Origin of the sequence: Nocardioides gansuensis (genome assembly GCF_003076135.1) — a bacterium.
In the GTDB taxonomy this organism is placed as follows: Bacteria; Actinomycetota; Actinomycetes; order Propionibacteriales; family Nocardioidaceae; genus Nocardioides; species Nocardioides gansuensis.
Window position 1 is genome coordinate 66203 of sequence record NZ_QDGZ01000009.1, and the last position, 17814, is coordinate 84016.

At 72.7% G+C, this 17814-nt stretch carries 16 protein-coding genes, 1 tRNA gene and 1 pseudogene; 9 read left to right on the forward strand and 9 right to left on the reverse strand.

Annotation, left to right across the window (positions count from 1 at the left end; translation table 11 throughout):
- The first annotated feature begins 45 nt into the window (after positions 1-45).
- Positions 46-118 (forward strand) — tRNA-Arg (locus DDE18_RS18875).
- A 4-nt stretch (positions 119-122) separates the two neighbouring features.
- Here DDE18_RS18875 and DDE18_RS18880 read toward each other — a convergent pair.
- Entirely contained in the window at positions 123-1289 is a 1167-nt protein-coding gene (locus DDE18_RS18880) for a saccharopine dehydrogenase family protein (RefSeq protein ID WP_211754637.1), read from the reverse strand.
- A gap of 55 nt (positions 1290-1344) precedes the next feature.
- Here DDE18_RS18880 and DDE18_RS18885 point away from each other — a divergent pair, with 55 nt between their 5' ends.
- The 4 genes from DDE18_RS18885 (at position 1345) to DDE18_RS18900 (ending at position 5299) form a co-directional block, all read left to right on the forward strand.
- Entirely contained in the window at positions 1345-3261 is a 1917-nt protein-coding gene (locus tag DDE18_RS18885) for a beta-propeller domain-containing protein (RefSeq protein ID WP_165821239.1), read from the forward strand.
- 73 nt (positions 3262-3334) lie between these two features.
- The gene (locus DDE18_RS18890; RefSeq protein ID WP_116573836.1) at positions 3335-3604 is read left to right on the forward strand and encodes a DUF2277 domain-containing protein; all 270 of its coding nucleotides are present in this window, start codon (positions 3335-3337) and stop codon (positions 3602-3604) included.
- Positions 3601-4461, forward strand: a complete 861-nt coding sequence (locus DDE18_RS18895; protein WP_116573837.1) for an NAD-dependent protein deacetylase — start codon at positions 3601-3603, stop codon at positions 4459-4461. Before DDE18_RS18890 ends, DDE18_RS18895 begins: the two co-directional genes overlap by 4 nt.
- A 22-nt stretch (positions 4462-4483) precedes the next feature.
- Entirely contained in the window at positions 4484-5299 is an 816-nt protein-coding gene (locus tag DDE18_RS18900; RefSeq protein ID WP_116573838.1) for a lysyl oxidase family protein, read from the forward strand.
- A gap of 9 nt (positions 5300-5308) precedes the next feature.
- On the opposite strand, the gene DDE18_RS18905 is transcribed toward DDE18_RS18900, so the two are convergent.
- Positions 5309-5995 (reverse strand): iron-dependent transcriptional repressor DtxR, encoded by a 687-nt coding sequence (locus DDE18_RS18905; protein WP_116573839.1) that lies wholly within the window; start codon positions 5993-5995, stop codon positions 5309-5311.
- 105 nt (positions 5996-6100) lie between these two features.
- Here DDE18_RS18905 and DDE18_RS18910 point away from each other — a divergent pair, with 105 nt between their 5' ends.
- On the forward strand, positions 6101-7690 hold the full coding sequence (locus tag DDE18_RS18910; protein WP_116573840.1) for a glycoside hydrolase family 13 protein: 1590 nt from the start codon (positions 6101-6103) through the stop codon (positions 7688-7690).
- A 12-nt stretch (positions 7691-7702) separates the two neighbouring features.
- Here the strand turns inward: DDE18_RS18910 and DDE18_RS18915 are convergent, their stop codons facing one another.
- Together DDE18_RS18915 and pdxH are read right to left on the reverse strand one after the other, a co-directional pair.
- Positions 7703-8137: a MarR family winged helix-turn-helix transcriptional regulator gene (locus DDE18_RS18915; protein WP_116573841.1), complete on the reverse strand. Its 435-nt coding sequence runs from the start codon at positions 8135-8137 to the stop codon at positions 7703-7705.
- A 339-nt stretch (positions 8138-8476) separates the two neighbouring features.
- Positions 8477-9136, reverse strand: coding sequence for a pyridoxamine 5'-phosphate oxidase (pdxH, locus tag DDE18_RS18920; RefSeq protein WP_245916874.1), 660 nt, complete (start codon positions 9134-9136; stop codon positions 8477-8479).
- 153 nt (positions 9137-9289) lie between these two features.
- Here pdxH and DDE18_RS18925 point away from each other — a divergent pair, with 153 nt between their 5' ends.
- Entirely contained in the window at positions 9290-10393 is a 1104-nt protein-coding gene (locus DDE18_RS18925; RefSeq protein ID WP_116573842.1) for a citrate synthase 2, read from the forward strand.
- Between the two features lie 204 nt (positions 10394-10597).
- Here DDE18_RS18925 and DDE18_RS24180 read toward each other — a convergent pair.
- Both DDE18_RS24180 and DDE18_RS18935 read right to left on the reverse strand, forming a co-directional pair.
- Positions 10598-10900, reverse strand: a pseudogene (locus DDE18_RS24180) (GNAT family N-acetyltransferase); the annotation flags it as partial.
- Between the two features lie 9 nt (positions 10901-10909).
- Entirely contained in the window at positions 10910-11173 is a 264-nt protein-coding gene (locus DDE18_RS18935) for a hypothetical protein (protein WP_116573843.1), read from the reverse strand.
- Between the two features lie 75 nt (positions 11174-11248).
- Here DDE18_RS18935 and serC point away from each other — a divergent pair, with 75 nt between their 5' ends.
- Entirely contained in the window at positions 11249-12373 is a 1125-nt protein-coding gene (serC, locus tag DDE18_RS18940; RefSeq protein WP_116573844.1) for a phosphoserine transaminase, read from the forward strand.
- A gap of 85 nt (positions 12374-12458) precedes the next feature.
- Here serC and DDE18_RS18945 read toward each other — a convergent pair whose 3' ends face one another.
- Genes DDE18_RS18945 through DDE18_RS18955 form a run of 3 tightly spaced genes read right to left on the reverse strand, consistent with a single transcriptional unit; the run spans position 12459 to position 15768 of the window.
- The gene (locus tag DDE18_RS18945; RefSeq protein ID WP_116573845.1) at positions 12459-13454 is read right to left on the reverse strand and encodes a DNA topoisomerase IB; all 996 of its coding nucleotides are present in this window, start codon (positions 13452-13454) and stop codon (positions 12459-12461) included.
- 32 nt (positions 13455-13486) lie between these two features.
- Positions 13487-14491, reverse strand: coding sequence for a hypothetical protein (locus tag DDE18_RS18950; RefSeq protein WP_116573846.1), 1005 nt, complete (start codon positions 14489-14491; stop codon positions 13487-13489).
- Complete coding sequence (locus tag DDE18_RS18955) at positions 14488-15768, reverse strand: class I SAM-dependent methyltransferase (RefSeq protein ID WP_116573847.1); 1281 nt, start codon at positions 15766-15768, stop codon at positions 14488-14490. Before DDE18_RS18955 ends, DDE18_RS18950 begins: the two co-directional genes overlap by 4 nt.
- A gap of 435 nt (positions 15769-16203) precedes the next feature.
- On the opposite strand from DDE18_RS18955, the gene DDE18_RS18965 reads away from it, so the two are divergent.
- On the forward strand, positions 16204-17688 hold the full coding sequence (locus tag DDE18_RS18965; protein ID WP_133241273.1) for an HNH endonuclease signature motif containing protein: 1485 nt from the start codon (positions 16204-16206) through the stop codon (positions 17686-17688).
- Positions 17689-17814: the final 126 nt, after the last annotated feature.

The following is a 17814-nucleotide window of genomic DNA, read 5'->3' on the forward strand; positions in this document are numbered from 1 at the left end:
GACCCCGCCACTGGACAGTTCTCGACACGAATCTGCACAGGGCCCGCCCCAGTAGCTCAGCGGATAGAGCAGCCGCCTCCTAAGCGAAAGGTCGCAGGTTCGACTCCTGCCTGGGGCACCGATCAGTCCTCCACGACCTCGAAGCAGATCCCCGCGGCCTGCAGCCGCGCGAGCAGGTTGTCGCCCATCGCCTGCGCGGGAGTGACCTGGCCCGCGCTGGGCGGGTTCGCGTCGAACGCCAGGCACAGCGCCGACTCGGCGAGCATCTTCGCGGTCTCGGTGTAGCCGGGGTCGCCGCCGGAGACGCGGGTGTGCAGCCGCGTGCCGTCGGCCTCGCCGACGAAGTCGACGGTGAACCACGCCTGCTCCCGGCGCTTCTCGCTCGGCCCCTCCCCCTGCGGGACCCTGCCGAGCAGGAACTCGCGCAGCGGCTTCACCTGGCTGGCGGCGGTCAGGGCTCCGACACTCGCGGCGCCACCCGCGGCGTACCGCAGCGTCTTGGTGCCGGCGTAGTGGGAGTAGCGGAAGTCGGGGCCGTACCACGGCAGGGCCGCGCCGCTGCGCGCGACGATGATCGGGTCGATGGTCGGCAGCGGGAGCAGCCAGTAGCCCAGGACGGGGTCGCGGCCGGGCTTGCCGGCGACCGCGCGGCTGCGGCGGCCGGCGGGGCGCACCTCCGAGCGGCGGCGCGCGGCCATCGCCTCACGCAGTTGGCGCGCCCGGGAGAACTGGTTGAGCGCCGAGTGGAAGGTGCCGCCCGAGAAGGTGCCGGCGGTGCGTACGACGCCGCGCAGGGTGATCTGCTGGTCGACGGGGAGCCGGCGGACCGTGAAGTAGGCGCCCAGGTCGTGGGGGACGGAGTCGAAGCCGCAGGCGTGCACCAGCCGGGCTCCGGTGCGAGCCGCCGTCTGGTGGTGGGCGAGCCACATCAGGTCGACGAACTCGGGCTCACCGGTGAGGTCGACGTAGTCGGTGCCGGCCTCGGCACACGCGGCGACCAGGGGCTCGCCGTGCTGCAGGTAGGGACCGACGGCGCTGATCATGACGCGGGTGCGCTGGGCGATGTCCGCGAGCGCGGCGTGGTCGCTGCTGTCCGCGACGAGCATCTCGACATCCACGCCGAGGCGGTCGCGCACCGCCTCGAGCCTGGCCTGGTTGCGGCCGGCGATGGCCCAGCGCAGTCCTTCGGGGGCGTGGGCGGCGAGGTAGTCGGCCGTCAGGCCTCCGGTGAAGCCCGTCGCTCCGAAGAGGACGAGGTCGAGCTCACGGCCGGTCGCGGGGTCGGTCATGCGGGCCATCCTCACAGGTGCGGAACCGTCGGCAGAGGGTGGCCGTCCCACGGACATGACGAAGTGGGTGTCGACCACGCTCGGGCTGGTGGTGCTGGTGGTGGGGACCGTCCTGGTCACGCTCGGCGTGACCGAGGCGGCCAGGCGCGGCAACACCCCGGAGGACCGTCCCGCACCGTCCGGCTCTCCCTCCCCGGCGACGACCGGCACCGTCGCGGCCGCCCGCGTCGCGCTGGCGGCCGCGGACCTCACCACTCCGGCCTCCTGCGACGACCTCCTGGACTCCTACATCGACCGCGCGCTCGACCTGGTCGGGCCCTACGGCTGGGACGCCGGCCCGATCGTCATGTTCGACGCCGCCATCCCGAGGGCCCGCGACAGCGTCGCCGGCGCAGCCGAGAGCAGCGCGAAGGCACCGATGCCCACGACGAGCCGGGTCACCAGCGGCGAGACCGGCACCAACGTGCAGGAGGCCGGCGTCGACGAGCCCGACGGCGTCAAGGTCGACGGCGACCTGCTCTGGCGGGTCCAGGACGACGAGCTCACGGCGTACGACGTCTCCGGCGACGAGCCGCGCCAGCTCGCCACGCTCGAGCTGCCCGACGTCGACGACGCGGAGCTGCTGCTCGCGGAAGACCGCCTGGTCGCGGTCGGGCACAGCGACGAGCGAGGCTCCCGCCAGGGCACCGCGGTGCTCACGGTCGACGCCTCCGACCCCCGGGACCCCCGGGTCGTCAACGAGCAGCACTACACCGCGGAGCTGCTCGAGGCGCGGCTGCACGACGGCGTCGTGCGGCTGGTGCTGCGCAACGGCCTCCCGGACCTCGAGTTCGTGCACCGCTACCGCCCCCACCAGGAGGACTCGGCCCAGCGCGCCAACGAGCAGGCCGTCCGCGAGTCGACCCTCGACGACTGGCTCCCGCTGCGCGACGGGGAGCAGCTGCTCGACTGCGGGTCGGTCGCCGTGCCGGACGACGACGACGATCCACTCGGGACGACCAGTGTGGTCGCGCTCGACCCGGCCGAGCCCGCCGAGGCGGAGAGCACCGCCGTCGCGACGGCCGCCACCGCGGCGTACTCCTCCACCGACCGGCTCTACCTCGCCGTCAGCCCGTCCTCCTGGGGCTGGGGCGGGCCGCCGTGCTGGGAGATCTGCGACTTCGCCGGCCCGCTGCTCGGCGGCGACGACGACGGCGAGACCGAGCTGTTCGCCTACGCCCTCGACGGTGTGGCCACAACGCTCGTCGCCTCCGGCGAGGTCGAGGGCACGGTCCGCGACCGCTGGGCGATGGACTTCGCCGGCGACGCGCTGCGCGTGGCCGTCGGGCCTAGCCAGGCCACGGGCGACTTCAACTCCGTGGTGACCCTGCGCGAGGAAGGGGCGGAGCTGGTCGAGGCCGGCCGGGTGGACGACCTCGGCAAGGGCGAGGAGATCAAGTCGGTGCGGTGGTTCGACGACCTCGCGCTGGTCGTGACGTTCCGCCAGACCGACCCGCTCTACGCGATCGACCTGGCCGACGCCGACGACCCCGAGCTGATGGGCGAGCTGAAGATCCCCGGCTTCAGCGAATACCTCCACCCGCTCGGCGAGCGGCGGCTGATCGGCATGGGCCAGGACGCCTCGCTGCGCGGCATCACCCGCGGGGCGCAGGCGGCGCTCTTCGACGTCACCGACCTCACCGAGCCGAGGCGGCTCGACACCGTGACCTACGCGCGCGGCTCGTGGGCCGGCGCCGGGACCGACCCGCGCCAGTTCACCTGGCTGCCCGAGCGGCGTACGGCACTGACCGTCATCACCCACGGCTGGCGCACCGGCTACGTCTCCGTCCTCGAGCTCGGCGACGACCGGATGAGCAACCGGATGGTGGAGGTCGAGCACGGCGACGAGGTCAGCGAGGTGCGGCTGGTGCCGCTCGCGTCCGGCAAGGTGGTGCTGGTGACCGGCGACGAGGTCACCTTCTTCGACCTGTGACGCGCTTGATCGCTGGTCGAGCAGCCGCGACGAAGGAGCGGGCGTGTCGAGACAGCGGGCGTACGCTCGACGCATGTGCCGCAACATCCGCCCGCTCAGCAACTTCGAGCCGCCGGCCACCCGTGACGAGGTGACCGCCGCCGCCCTGCAGTTCGTCCGCAAGGTCACCGGGACGACGAAGCCCTCGCAGGCCAACGAGGAGGCGTTCCACCGCGCCGTGGCCGAGATCGCCCACATCACCGAGCACCTGCTCGACGGCTGGGTCACGGCGGCGCCGCCGAAGAACCGCGAGGAGGAGGCCGCCAAGGCCCGCGCTCGCGCGCAGTTGCGGTACGGCGCGTGACCCAGGCGGTCCCGCTCGCGCACGAGGCGACGGCCGGCCCGGTCGACGAGCTGGTCGCCTTCCTCGCCGACCGCCCGCTCGTGGTCCTCACCGGCGCCGGGCTCTCGACCGACTCCGGCATCCCCGACTACCGCGGGCCGGGCGCACCCGACCGCCGGCCGATGACCTACCAGGAGTTCCTGTCGGGGCCGGCCGCGCAGCGGCGCTACTGGGCGCGCAGCCACCTCGGCTGGGCGCGGATGGGGCGAGCCCGGCCCAACGCCGGCCACCGGGCGCTCGCCGCCCTCGATCCCGACCTGCTGATCACCCAGAACGTGGACGGCCTCCACGAGGCGGCCGGGTCGCGCCGCGTGGTCGCCTTGCACGGCCGGGTCGCCGACGTGGTCTGCCTGGGCTGCCGGCGTACGACGTCCCGCGCGGCGCTGCAGGAACGGCTCGACCTGCTCAACGCCGACTGGACGCGACGGCACGCGGACGTCGCGATGCGGCCCGACGGAGACGTCGCCCTCGAGGAGACGCGCGACTTCGTCGCGCCCGCCTGTGACGACTGCGGCGGCCTGCTCAAGCCGGACGTGGTGTTCTTCGGGGAGAACGTGCCGGCGACGCGAGTGCAGCGGTGCTACGACGCCGTCGACGCCCTGCCTGACAGCGGTGGTGCGCTCCTCGTCGCCGGATCGTCGCTCACCGTGATGAGCGGACTCAGGTTCGTCAAGCGCGCGTGGCGGGCCGGCACCCCGGTCGCGATCGTCAACAGGGGCGCGACCCGCGGCGACGCGCTCGCGGCGTACAAGCTCGAGACCGGGTGCAGCGAGTTCCTCGGCGCACTCCGTGACGCGCGGAGTCGTCTCGCGGTGTGACCCCCCTCGGTAGCGTGGACGAATGGACCGCCCGGTGGTCGCGGTGCTCGTCGGAGGGCTGGTGTGGCTTGGCCTCCTGACCCTCGGCACGCCCGGCGACGAGGAGGCGGCCGCACCCCCGGCCGATCCGTGGGCGACCACGCTCGAGCCGATCGCAGCGCCCGTGCTGCTCCCCAACATGCGCAGCGTCGGCGCTCGCGACATCCACATCCAGGAGGCCGGCAGGACGCGCCGCCTGAGGTTCGCGGCCGCCTTGGCCAATCTCGGCCCCGGCCCGCTCGTGCTCCTCCCGCGGGGCCGCGGCGACTGTCCGCCCGGGCAGCACGGCGCCGTCCAGGTCGTCCACCTCGACGTGGACCAGGACGGGCGCTACAAGGGCTGGCGCGACATGGCCAGGACGAGGCAGTTCAGTGGCTGCATGCTCCGGCACCGGAGGCACGACCACTGGCACTTCGACGCGATGGCGGGCTACGCGTTGCGACGGCCAGGCGCCCAGCGCCCGGTGGTGTCGCGCGACAAGGTGAGCTTCTGCCTGCGGGACAACGAGCGGGTGCCCGACCTCCCGGTGGTGGTCCGGCGGCAGCACTTCGGTGACTGCAAGGCCGACACCCGGCAGGGGATCTCTCCCGGGTGGATCGACGTCTACACGGCCGACCTCGACGGGCAGTGGCTGCGCCTGCCCCGGGGCGTGGACCGCGAGGTGGTGTGCCTCGAGCTGGCGGCGGATCCGCTCGACCTCGTCGAGGAGAGTGGCGAGGCCGACAACGCGACGTCGGTGGCGCTGCGGATCCGCGGCAGCACCGTACGCCGCGTCCCGCCGCGGCCCTGCCGTGCCTGAGCCCAGTCCTCAGGCGCGGCGGACGAAGATGTGGTCGGCCGCCTCGAACTCGATCTCCGCGGTCTCGCCACCCGACCCCACGAGCACGCCCTCCTCGGTGGACGCGACGATGACGGTCTTGTCGGGCAGGGCGCCCACGCGGCGCAGCGTGCTCATCAGCACCTCGTCCTTCTGCATCTCCTCGGAGATGCGGCGCACGTGCACGCGGGACTCCTCGCCGGTGGCGACCGCCGAGAGTGACTCGACCCCGTCCATGAAGTCGCCGCCCAGCTCGATCTCGCCGAGCTCGTCGAGGCCGGGGATCGGGTTGCCGTAGGGCGACTCGGTCGGGTGGCCGAGCAGCTCGACGAGGCGCCGCTCGACGGTCTCGGACATCACGTGCTCCCAACGGCACGCCTCGGCGTGCACGAGCTCCCAGTCGAGGCCGATGACGTCGGTGAGCAGCCGCTCGGCGAGCCGGTGCTTGCGCATCACGCGGGTGGCCAGGCGGAGGCCCTCGTCGGTGAGCTGGAGGTGGCGGTCGCCCTCGATGGTGAGCAGGCCGTCGCGCTCCATGCGGGCGACGGTCTGGGAGACCGTCGGGCCGCTCTGGTGCAGCCGCTCCGCGATCCGGGCGCGCAGCGGCACGATGCCCTCCTCCACGAGCTCGTAGATGGTGCGGAGGTACATCTCGGTGGTGTCGATCAGGTCGCTCACCGGTCCATTGTGTCCTATGCCGGGGACACCGGCGGCAGGACGGGGGCCCTCTGGGCCACCTCAGCGGTTTGACGTCAGCACCGACGAGGCGAAAGGCTGGCGCACATGTCTTTGAACGATCCAAAGTGGTGGCAGGACTCCGTCGTCTACCAGGTCTACATTCGGAGCTTCGCCGACAGCGACGGTGACGGCGTGGGCGACCTGCCCGGCATCACCTCGCGGCTGCCCTACCTGCGCGACCTCGGCGTCGACGCGCTGTGGATCACGCCGTTCTACACCTCTCCGCAGTACGACCACGGCTACGACGTCGCCGACTACACCGACGTCGACCCGCTGTTCGGCACGCTGGCGGACGCCGACCACCTGGTCAGCACCGCGCACGACCTCGGCTTGAGGGTGATCGTCGACCTGGTGCCCAACCACACCTCCAGCGAGCACGCGTGGTTCCGGGCCGCCCTGGCTGCCGGGCCCGGCAGCCCCGAGCGGGCCCGCTACCTCTTCCGCCAGGGCCGCGGCCCCGGCGGCGCGGAGCCGCCCAACAACTGGAAGTCGGTCTTCGGCGGTCCCGCGTGGACCCGCACCGACGACGGCGAGTGGTACCTCCACCTCTTCGACAGCACCCAGCCCGACCTCGACTGGCGCAACCCCGAGGTCCCCGAGATGTTCGCCGGCGTGCTGCGGTTCTGGCTCGACCGCGGGGTCGACGGCTTCCGCATCGACGTCGCGCACGGCCTGTTCAAGGAGGCCAGCCTGCGCGACCAGATGGTCGCCGCGGGCGAGGAGCCCAAGTCGGGCGAGGTCTCCGCGGAGCACTCCATGGTGCAGCGCGATGCCTTCGTGGACGAGCCGATGTGGGATCAGCCGGAGGTGCACGACATCTACCGGCAGTGGCACGACATCCTCGACGAGTACGGCCCCGACCGGATGGCGGTCGCGGAGGCCTGGACCCAGACCACCGAGTCGATGGCCCGCTTCGTCCGCCCCGACGAGCTCGACCAGGCGTTCAACTTCGCGTGGCTGCTCACCGACTGGTCGGCCGACGACTTCGCTGCGGTGGTGACCAGGACCCTCGACGCCGTACGCCCCGTCGGCGCCTCCCCCACGTGGGTGCTGAGCAACCACGACGTGGTGCGCCACCCGACGAGGTACGGCGGCGGCGAGCGTGGCCTGGCCCGCGCCCGCGCGGCCACGCTGACCATGCTGGCGCTCCCCGGCTCGTCCTACATCTACCAGGGCGAGGAGCTCGGCCTCGAGCAGGCCGACGTACCGCCAGAGCACCGGCAGGACCCGTCCTGGTTCCGCACCGGCGAGGACGGCCGCGACGGCTGCCGCGTGCCGATCCCGTGGTCCGGCGACGAGCCGCCCTTCGGCTTCGGCCCGGCAGGGAGCCAGCCGTGGATCCCCCAGCCGGAGGAGTGGAAGTCGCTCACCATGGCGGCCCAGGAGGACGACCCGAGCTCCACTCTCGCCTTCTACAAGGCGGCCCTGGCGGCCCGCCGTACGTTTGCGGCGACCGCCGGCACCGACGTGCAGGTCGAGGTCGCCGACGACGTGCTGACGCTGCGCCGGGGCCCGGTCACCGTGGTGCTCAACTGCGGCGACTCGGCCGTGCCGCTGCCCGAGGGCGAGGTCTTCGCGACCAGCGGTCCGGTCCTGGGTGAGCTGCCCGCCGACACCGCGGTCTGGCTGCGCTGAGCGCAGCCGGCGTCACTCGAGCGTGCGGTTGTAGCGGGAGAGCCCGTCGATGAACGTCGTGAGGTCGCTGTCCGACCAGCCCTCCAGCCGCTCCTCGAGCTGCTGACGACGAGCCACGGCGACCGCAGCCACGCGCGCCTCCCCGTCGGGGGTGGGCACGAGGATCGTCGCCCGGCCGTCGTCGGGGTCGCGGCGACGCTCGATCAGGCCGAGCTCGACGAGGTGCTGCACGTGCCGGCTCACGGCGCCCTTGTCGAGCGCGAACACGTCGGAGATCTCCGAGGCGCGCGCCGGACCGTTGTGGGTCAGGTGCGCGAGGAGCAGGTACGCCGCGGGCTGGAGGTCGGGATGCACCTGGGTCGCCCGCTCGTGGAGCACCCGCTTGATGCGCCGCAACAGCACGCCCATCTCGAGCTCGAGCCGGCGCAGGTCGTCCTGACGGACCATCAGAGCGTCACCTCGTCGGGCTGCACGTCTGCGTCACGGGAGCTCGTTCCATGTCGGGGGGTAACAGTTGCCACAGGCAACCATATTGCCTGGCGCGCCGCTCCCCGCAAATGCAGCGACCCGCAGGCCTGCCTCACGGATGTGGGGCGCCCCGGCGGATGGGAACCGGAGAGGACCTGCGGGTCGGGTGACTGCGGTGGATTCGCCAGACAGTCGGTGACGACTGCCTAGCGGACAGCCACCTCACGCATCCAAGACGAAATCATTTCTCGGACCACCTCCTTTCCCGTGTGCGTCAAAGGTACGCCGGGGCTCGGTCGTGGCCAACAGGTTTTTTGTTCAGGGAGCGAGGCGCTCGACGGTCCACCCGCCGCCCTCGCGGGTGTAGACCAGCCGGTCGTGCATCCGGCCCGGACGTCCCTGCCAGAACTCGACGGCGTGCGGCAGCACGGCGTACCCACCCCACTCCTCGGGCACCGGCACCTCCTCGTCTGCGAACCGCTCCTGCACCTGGGCGTAGGCGGCCGCCAGCTCGGCCCGGCTGGCGACCGGCCGCGACTGGTGCGACGCCCACGCACCGAGCTGGGCTCCGCGCGGACGCGTGCGGAAGTAGGCCTCCACGTCGGCAGCTGACAGGGGGCTGGCGACGCCGTCGATGCGGACCTGCCGCTCGAGGGGGTGCCACGGGAAGAGGAGGGCACAGCGCGGCTCGGCGGCGAGCTCGCGGCCCTTGCGGGACGCGGTGTTGGTGAAGAAGACGAAGCCCGCCTCGCTGAGGCCCTTAAGCAGCACCATGCGTGACGACGGCTGCCCCTCGGCCGACACCGTCGAGAGGACCATCGCGTTGGGCTCGTGCAGCTGGGCGGCCACGGCGTCGTCGAGCCAGTGGCGGAGCATCGTCAGCGGATCCTGCGCCAGGTCGGGCACGTCGAGCCCGCCGCGGGCATACTCGGCCCGCAGCGCGGCCACGTCGATCGGCAGCCTGGAGGAGCGTGTCACTGCGCGCTCACCCGAGCGCGGCGATCGATCCGAGATCCATGGCGCCGACCCTAGACGGTGCCGCCGCCGCGGGGACAGGGCACAATGAGGCGGCTGCGGCCCTCTCCGAGCCGCGCTCCCCCGCAACACCCCCCGACGCAAAGGAGCGGCGGCATGACCGAGGTGCACCACGGACTGGAGGGCGTCGTCGCCTTCGAGACCGGGATCGCCGAGCCGGACAAGGAGGGCTCCGCCCTTCGCTACCGCGGCGTCGACATCGAGGACCTCGTCGGCCGGGTCCCGTTCGAGAACGTGTGGGGCCTGCTCATCGACGGCTCCTACACCCCCGGCCTGCCGGCCGCCGAGCCCTACAACTTGCCCGTGCACACCGGCGACGTCCGCGTCGACGTGCAGGCCGCGGTCGCGATGCTCGCGCCGGCCTTCGGCTTCGGCCAGACCTACGACATCACCGACGAGCAGGCCCGCGAGGACCTCGCCCGGGTCGCCGTCATGGTCCTGTCGTACGCCGCGCAGTCGGCGCGCGGCCTACACCAGCCCGTGATCCCGCAGAAGGCGGTCGACCGGGGCAACACGCTGGCCGAGAGGTTCCTGATCCGCTGGAAGGGTGAGGCCGACCCCAGGCACGCGCACGCGATCGACGCCTACTGGAGCTCCGCGGCCGAGCACGGCATGAACGCCTCCACCTTCACCGCCCGGGTCATCACCTCGACCGGCGCCGACGTGGCCGCGGCCTTCTCCGGCGCCATTGGCGCGATGAGCGGCCCGCTGCACGGCGGCGCCCCCTCCCGCGTGCTGGGCATGATCGAGCAGGTCGAGCAGCGCGGTGACGCCACGTCGTACGTCAAGGAGCTGCTCGACAGCGGCGAGCGGCTGATGGGGTTCGGCCACCGCGTCTACCGCGCCGAGGACCCCCGGGCCCGCGTGCTGCGGCGGACCGCCCGCGAGCTCGGGGCCCCCCGCTACGAGGTCGCCGAGGCGCTCGAGCAGGCGGCGCTGGCCGAGCTCCGCGAGCGCCGCCCCGACCGGGTGCTGGAGACCAACGTCGAGTTCTGGGCCGCGATCGTGCTCGACTTCGCCGAGGTGCCGGCGCACATGTTCACCTCGATGTTCACCTGTGCCCGCACGGGTGGCTGGTCGGCGCACATCCTCGAGCAGAAGCGCACCGGCCGCCTGATCCGTCCGTCGGCGATCTACACCGGCCCCGCCGCCCGCAAGGCCGACGAGGTCGACGGCTGGAACCCCGCCTGGGGGAAGTGAGCCGGCGCGGCCCGACCCGCTAGACCAGTCGCTTCCCGAAGCACCGCGTGTTGGGAAAGTCCTTGTAGTAGCCGAACCCCTCGATCGGCTCGTAGCCGCACGCGACGTAGAGGGCGATCGCCTCGGGCTGCCTGACTCCCGTCTCAGGATCAGTGCCTCGAAGCCCGCCTCGGCGGCGGTTGCCTCGATGTGCGCGAGCACCCGGGGGGCGTGGCCGCGGCGCTGGTGGGCGGGGACGACATACATCCGCTTGATCTCCGCGGTCGCACTCGTGCCGAGCCGCTCGATCCCGGACCGCCGCCAGGCCCCCGTGGCGATCGCCTCGTCACCCAGGTAGCCCACGAAGAACGAGCCGGCCGGCGGGGTGAACATCGACGGGTCGACAGGGGTGTCGTCGCGGCCACCGTAGCGGGCGACGTACTCCTCCTGGACCTGCTCGATCAGCCGCTCGGCGTCCGGATGCCCGTAGTCCACCCGCACGATCGTCAGCGTGCCCGCGACGTCCACCGACCCTCCTCAGTCGTCGACTCGGTCCTCGAGCGGAGCGCCCGGCCGAGCCCCCGCACGTGAGGCGTCGCGCCACAGCAGCAGGAGGTGCAGTCCGCCCCCGGCGACGAGGAAGCCGCCCAGGAACGCGCCGATGTCGACGAACCGCGGGCGGGCGCCGGGGATGTCGATCCGGGTCCACAAGTGGCTGGCGCCCCAGCCCAGTAGGGCCACCCCCACGACGAGCAGCGTCACGCCGCCTGCCAGCAGCACGGGACGGTTGGGGCTCGGCATACGCCAGAGGCTAGTCTGTGAGCCGCTGACAGCGTCGTCAGGTTCCTTCGACCCTCACGCCCGGAAGGCCCCACGGTGACCGACGCCATCCAGATCCCCGCCGACCTCCTGCCCGCCGACGGCCGCTTCGGCGCAGGCCCCTCCAAGATCCAGACCAGCCACCTCGACGCGCTCGCCGCGACTGGCTCGTCGCTGATGGGCACCTCCCACCGCCAGGCCCCGGTCAAGGACACCGTCGGCCGCGTGCGCGAGGGCCTCAAGGCCCTCTTCGAGCTGCCTGAGGGCTACGAGGTCGTCCTGGGCAACGGTGGCGCCACGGCGTTCTGGGACATCGCCACCTTCGGCCTGATCCGCAGCAAGAGCCAGCACCTGTCGTTCGGCGAGTTCTCCTCCAAGTTCGCCAAGGCCGCCGCCGAGGCGCCCTGGCTCGAGGACCCGAGCGTGATCAAGAGCGAGCCGGGCTCGCGCCCCGACGCGGTCGCCGAGGAGGGGGTCGACGCCTACGCCTGGGCGCACAACGAGACCTCCACGGCCGTCATGGCGCCCGTACGCCGCCCCGAGGGCGCCGCGGACGACGCACTCGTGCTTGTGGACGCGACGTCGGGTGCGGGTGGCCTGCCCGTAGACCTGGACCAGGTCGACGCCTACTACTTCGCGCCGCAGAAGTGCTTCGCCTCCGACGGCGGCCTCTGGCTCGCGCTGATGTCGCCGAAGGCGCTGGACCGCGCGCAGGAGATCGCCGCGACCGACCGGCACATCCCGGCGTTCTTCGACCTGCCGACCGCGATCGACAACTCCGCGAAGAACCAGACCTACAACACCCCGTCGGTCGCGACCCTCTTCCTGATGGCCGAGCAGCTCGACTGGATGAACTCCGAGGGCGGCCTCGCCGGCATGGTGAAGCGCACCACCGCCTCGTCCGACGTGCTCTACGGCTGGGCGGAGAAGACGTCCTTCACCACGCCGTACGTCGCGAAGCCCGAGGACCGCTCGCTGGTGATCGGCACGATCGACTTCGACGACGCCATCGACGCCGCGCAGGTCGCGAAGGTGCTGCGCGCCAACGGCATCGTGGACACCGAGCCCTACCGCAAGCTGGGCCGCAACCAGCTGCGCATCGCGATGTACCCGGCCATCGACCCCGCCGACGTGCAGGCGCTGACCGCCTGCATCGACCACGTCGTGGAGAAGCTCAGCTGACACTCGCTGGTCGAGTAGCGAGCGCCAGCGATCTCGGAGGTCGAGTAGCGAGCGCCAGCGAGCGTATCGAGACCCGTATCGAGACCTACCTCAGCAACCTGAGCACCGCACGCTCGAGCGCCGCCTGGCGGTCCTCGGGCGTGCGGTGCGAGCGCTTCGCGGCCGTGGCGATGGTCCGGCCCTCCTCGTAGGCCTCGACGACGCGCGGGTCGACGTAGGCCGACCGGGCCAGCGCAGGGGTGTTGCCGAGGAACTCGGCGACCTCCCGCATCGCTGCCGCGACCGCCCGCTTGCGAGACGCCCGGGTCTCCCCCGGCTCCTCACTCTCCGCGAGCGCGGCCGCCGCGACGACGGTGCCGTGCCAGGTGCGGAAGTCCTTGGCGGTCGCCCCCAGGCCGGTCACGTCGCGGATGTAGTCGTTGACGTCACCCGGGCTCAGCGAGCACCATCTCGCGCCCTCCCTGCAGACGAGCAGCGCCTCGCCCCCGCGCCGTCTGCGCATCACCTCGAGGGCCGCCACGGAGGGCGGGTCGTCGATCTCGATGCTGTGCTCCACGCCGGACTTGCCGGTGAAGCGGAAGTGCAGGGCGTTGCCCTGGCGGCGTACGTGCCTGCGCTCGAGGGTGGTGAGGCCGAAGCTGCCGTTGTCCTCGGCGTAGGTGTCGCTGCCGATCCGGAAGCAGCCGATGTCGAGCAGCCGCACCGCCGTGGCGCACGCGCGCTCGAGCGGCATCCCCTCGGCCGTGAGGTCCTCCAGCACCCGCACCCGTGCGCGCGGCAGTGCCTTGCCGAAGTCGACGAGGCGGGCGAACTTCTCCTGGTCACGCCGCGCCCGCCACTCGGGGTGGTAGAGGTACTGCCGCCGGCCGGCCGCGTCCGTCCCCACGGCCTGTAGGTGCCCGTTCTCGTGCGGGCAGATCCAGACCTCCTCCCAGGCTGGCGGGATCACCAGTTTGCGGCAGCGCTGCGCGTCGTCGTCCGCGAGCCGGTGGCCCGACTCGTCGAGGTAGACGAACCCCTTGCCCGCGCGGCGGCGCGACCAGCCGGGCTGGTCGGGAGAGGTACGCCGGAAGCGGGCCATGTCGCGATTGTGCTCGCCTCTCCCAAGCCCGGTCAGTGCGGCCGCAGCGACCGCACCAGCACGAAGAGCGCGGCGACGCCGAGGAGCCCGCCGAGCAGCCACGGCCACGCGTCGACCTCCCCGGCCGCCCCCAGGTCGGAGAGCTCGCTGCGCGGGGCCGTCGTGGGTGCATCGGAAGGTGTGGCAGTCGGCGAGGCCGACGGCGCGGCCTCCTCCATCGCGGCCTGCACCCGGCGCGGCACCTGCACGCGGAGCACGGGGGCCTCGCTGCCCTCGCTGCTCAGCCACACCGAGCCGTCCCCGGCGACCGCGATCCCCTCCCCCTGCTCCTGCTGGGGCAGGTCCCAGGACCCACGGGACTGCAGGTCGGGGAAGGAGTAGACGGTGGCGCGGGTATAGGTGCGGACGACGAGGTGGCGGCCGTCGGGGAAGAACGCCCCGTCGGTGACGATGCCGGGCATCTGGCCGAGCGCGCCGAGGTGGTTGGGGGCGTCGTCGGCGAGCTCCGGCGGCGCGGCGAGCAGCTCTCCGGCGAAGACGCCCTTCGTGACGACGTAGAGGCGGCCGGTGACCGGGTGCGCGAGCAGCGCCTCGGCGTCGCGGGGTTGCCCCTCGGGATAGACGAGGTCGATGGTCTCCTCGTCGACGGTGCGGTCGCCGTCGCCGACGGGCACCCGGGTGACCTCGATCTCGTCGCGCTCGTGGCCGTTGTCGCCGATGTCGGCGACCCAGACGTGGCCCGGGCCGGCAGGGGCGAGCGCCTCGACGTCGTCCGGGTCGTCGGCCCAGAAGGTGACGCCGGTGGTCTGCCCCGTGCCGGCGTCGACGGTGAACACCCGGCCGAGGTCACCGGAGTCGTTGACGGTGTGCACGCGGTCGCCGGTGACCACGAGGCCGCTCGACTCGACGATGTCGGGGTCGGCGAAGCGGAAGACGACGCGCCCGTCGTCGGGCATGCGGCCGTCAGCCGCGGTGAACGCGAGGGCGAAGGGGGCGCCGACCGCCAGCAGGACGGCCAGCCGCTTCGGCCCGGTCATGAGCCCGGCCGATCCCCCGCGGTCCGGCCCAGCAGCTCGGCGAGCCGGGGTCGCACGCCCCACGTGCCCACGAGGTCGTCGTACTCCTTCTTCAGCGAGCCGCCCTTCACCCCCGAGCCGGTGCGGGTGGCGCGGAGCATGGTGTTGCGCGGCGTGTGCTCGCTGCCGACGAACTCCACGACGTCGACGCGGTAGCCCTCGAGCCTCAGCAGCGCCGCACGGATGCCGTCGGTGAGGGTGTCGGCGAGGCGCTCGCGCAGGATGCCGTGCCGGGTGAGGACGGCGTACGGCGCGGGCGTGGGCGCCTTGCGCAGCTGGGCCGCGATGTCGTGGTGGCAGCAGGGGGCGGCGAGCACGAGCGGGGCTCCCCACTCGACCGCACGCGCGAGGGCGTCGTCGGTGGCCGTGTCACAGGCGTGGAGGGCGAGGACGACCTCGGGTGCGTCGGGGAGCTCGGCGTCGCCGATCGTGCCGACGACGAAGTCGGCGTCGATGCCGAGCTCGGCGGCGACCCGGCTGTTGTGGTCGGCCGACTGCTGCTTCACGTCGACCCCGGTCATGTGGACGGGGACGCCGAGCCCACCCTCGTCCGTCGGCCGGGTGAGGTGCCGGTGGGCCGCGAAGGTGAGGTAGGCGTTGCCGCAGCCGAGGTCGACGATGCGCAGCGGGTCGGCCTCGGTCGGCTTCCGGAGGTGGCCCTTGTCCAGGGCGTCCGTGATCGCGGCGTCGAGGAGGCGCACGAACTCCTCGACCTGGCGATACTTCGCCTGCCGCGTCGGCTTGACGCGGCCCTGGGCGTCGGAGATGCCGAGCGCCTTGAGGACCGGGTCGTCCTCCGCGAGCATCCGGGGCTTGTCGCGGTCGTGGCCGCGCTGGACCACGACCGGCTCCGCACGGTCGGCGCTGTGCACGACCGCCTCGAGCCGCTTGGTGGCCCGGACATGGTGGGTCTGCGTGGTCGTCTCGACGTGCCAGTTGCCGAAGGGCTGGTCGAGGAGGTCGTCGATCGCCTCCTTCGCCGCGTGCGACCCGGTGGCCGGGCCGGACAGGAAGTTGGCCGTGTGCGCCTGCGTCTCGTCGTACGACGTGACCTGCAGGTGCCGACCCGCCTTGAGGTCGACGTAGCGCAGCTCCACCCGCCGCACCGGCCTGCCGCCGACCTCGGGCACGCCGGCGCCCTTCTGGCGCCCGGAGGCCACCGCGCGGACGAGCGTGTCCGCGTCGAGCAGGTGGCCGCGCATGCGGGCCAGCGCGCGGAGGAGGGGCTCAGTGGGCATGGCTAGAGGATCGCGGCGAGGACGACGAGCAGGAGGAGGGTGCCGAGCGCCACCGGGATGACGAGACGACGGTGGCGGGGGTTCACGGGGTGAGTCTAGTGAGGGTGGGCTTGCGGCAACCCCGGTGGTGGAGGAGGGCCGAGACCCCCTGGGTGCTTGAGGTGCGAGCGCAGCACCCGATCGGTTGGGGTGCGAGGAGCGCCAGCGACGAGCCTCCCCCCGGGCCGCTGCTCACCTCGGTGGTCGAGTAGCCGAGCGAGGGACGAGCGAGGCGTATCGAGACCCGCAGGTCCCCCGGTGGTTGAGGAGGGAGGAAGTCCCGTCACGAAACCACCCGCGCGGTCGAGAAAATGTTCGAGAAAGTTGTCCACACCCTGTCTTCTGAGCGTCGATCCGGGCCCGTCAATGTCGGTGGTCGCCTCTAGGGTCGGAGACATGACCAGCAGCCCAGCAGCCACCATGACCCGGGGAGCCGACGACCTGTCGGCCGCCGAGCTGCTGGCTGCGCTGGGCGAGCGGAAGGCCGCCGAGGACCGGGCCGCGGCCGAGCAGCTCGACCTCGCTGCCCGGTGGGCCGACCTGCACCCACCGGAGTCGATCCACGACGCCGCGACCTTCACCCTGCCCGGGCTCGAGCACGAAGAGGCCATCGCCGGCCCCGGCTGCCCGCTGGTCGCGGCGTTCTGCATCGCCGAGCTCGGCGCCACCCTGGGCATCTCCACCCAGGCCGCCAAGCGGCTGATCGGCAACGCCCTCGAGCTGCGCCACCGCCTCCCGAAGTTGTGGGCCCACGTCCACGCGGGCCGGGTGCCGGCCTGGCGGGCCCGGCAGGTCGCCGAGGCCACCACCCACGCCACCCCGGCCCTGCCGCTGCAGGGCGCCCGGTGGGTGGACACCCAGGTCGCCGGGTTCGCCGCGAAGATCGGCCCGGCCCAGCTCGACCGGCTGGTCGCCGAGGCCATCCAACGGTTCGTCCAGGCCACCCTGCCCGAGGACCCCGACGACCAGCAACCACCCTGCCCCGACACCCGCGGCGTGTCCTTCGACTTCGACCAGGTCGGCTACCCCGGCACCATCCGGATGGAGGGCGAGCTCGACCTCGCCGACGCCCTCGACCTCGACCACGCCCTGCGCCACGGCGCCGAACAGCTCAAGGCGCTCGGCTCCACCGACCCCCTCGGCGCCCGCCGCGCCCGGGCCCTCGGCGAGATCGCCCGCCACCAGCAAGTCCTCGACCTCGCCGGCGCACGGCCTGCCCGGCAAGCCCACGGGACGCCCGAGGGCCAGGAGGCCTCGGGCACAGGCGCGACCACCACGACCGGCCACGACGCCTCCACGAGCGGCCGAGGCTCCGGGCCCCGGCTGCCCGCGGCCCGCCGGCTCGACCTGCACATCCACCTCTCTGCCGCAGCGCTCGGCGAAGACGGAGCCGCGACCCTCGAGAGCACCGGACGCCTCGACCAGCGCCAGCAGCTCGTCCTGCTCGAGCAGGTCAAGGCCTGGTGCGCCGACACCCACACCGACGTGCGGATCACCCCGGTCGTCGACCTCGACGCCGAGATCCACACCCCCGGCTATGAGCCGACACCGCGGCAGAGGGAACAGGTGCAGCTGCGGGACCAGACCTGCTACTTCCCCTGGTGCTCCCGACCCGCCACCCGCTGCGACCTCGACCACGTCGTCCCCTACGACCACGACGCCGCAGCCGAAGGCCGCGAGCAACCCGGACCCACCACCTCCGCCAACCTCGCCCCGGCCTGCCGGGCACACCACCGGCTCAAGACCCACGGCCGCTGGCGCGTCCTGGTCCTGGCCGCCGGGGTCTACCTGTGGATCTCACCCCACGGCCAGCCATACCTCCGCGACCGCACCGGCACCACCGCCCTCCCCCTCCCCAGCCACCACGTCCATCGACGATGACCCCGCCCCGCACCCCGCCGACCACCATCGACGGGGCCACGGGCATGTCCAGGGGTCGATGTCGATGACGCGGTTGGTGCAGCGGCGTCGTCGCAGCCCCATGGTCGCTCCACTCTCTATTCGTTT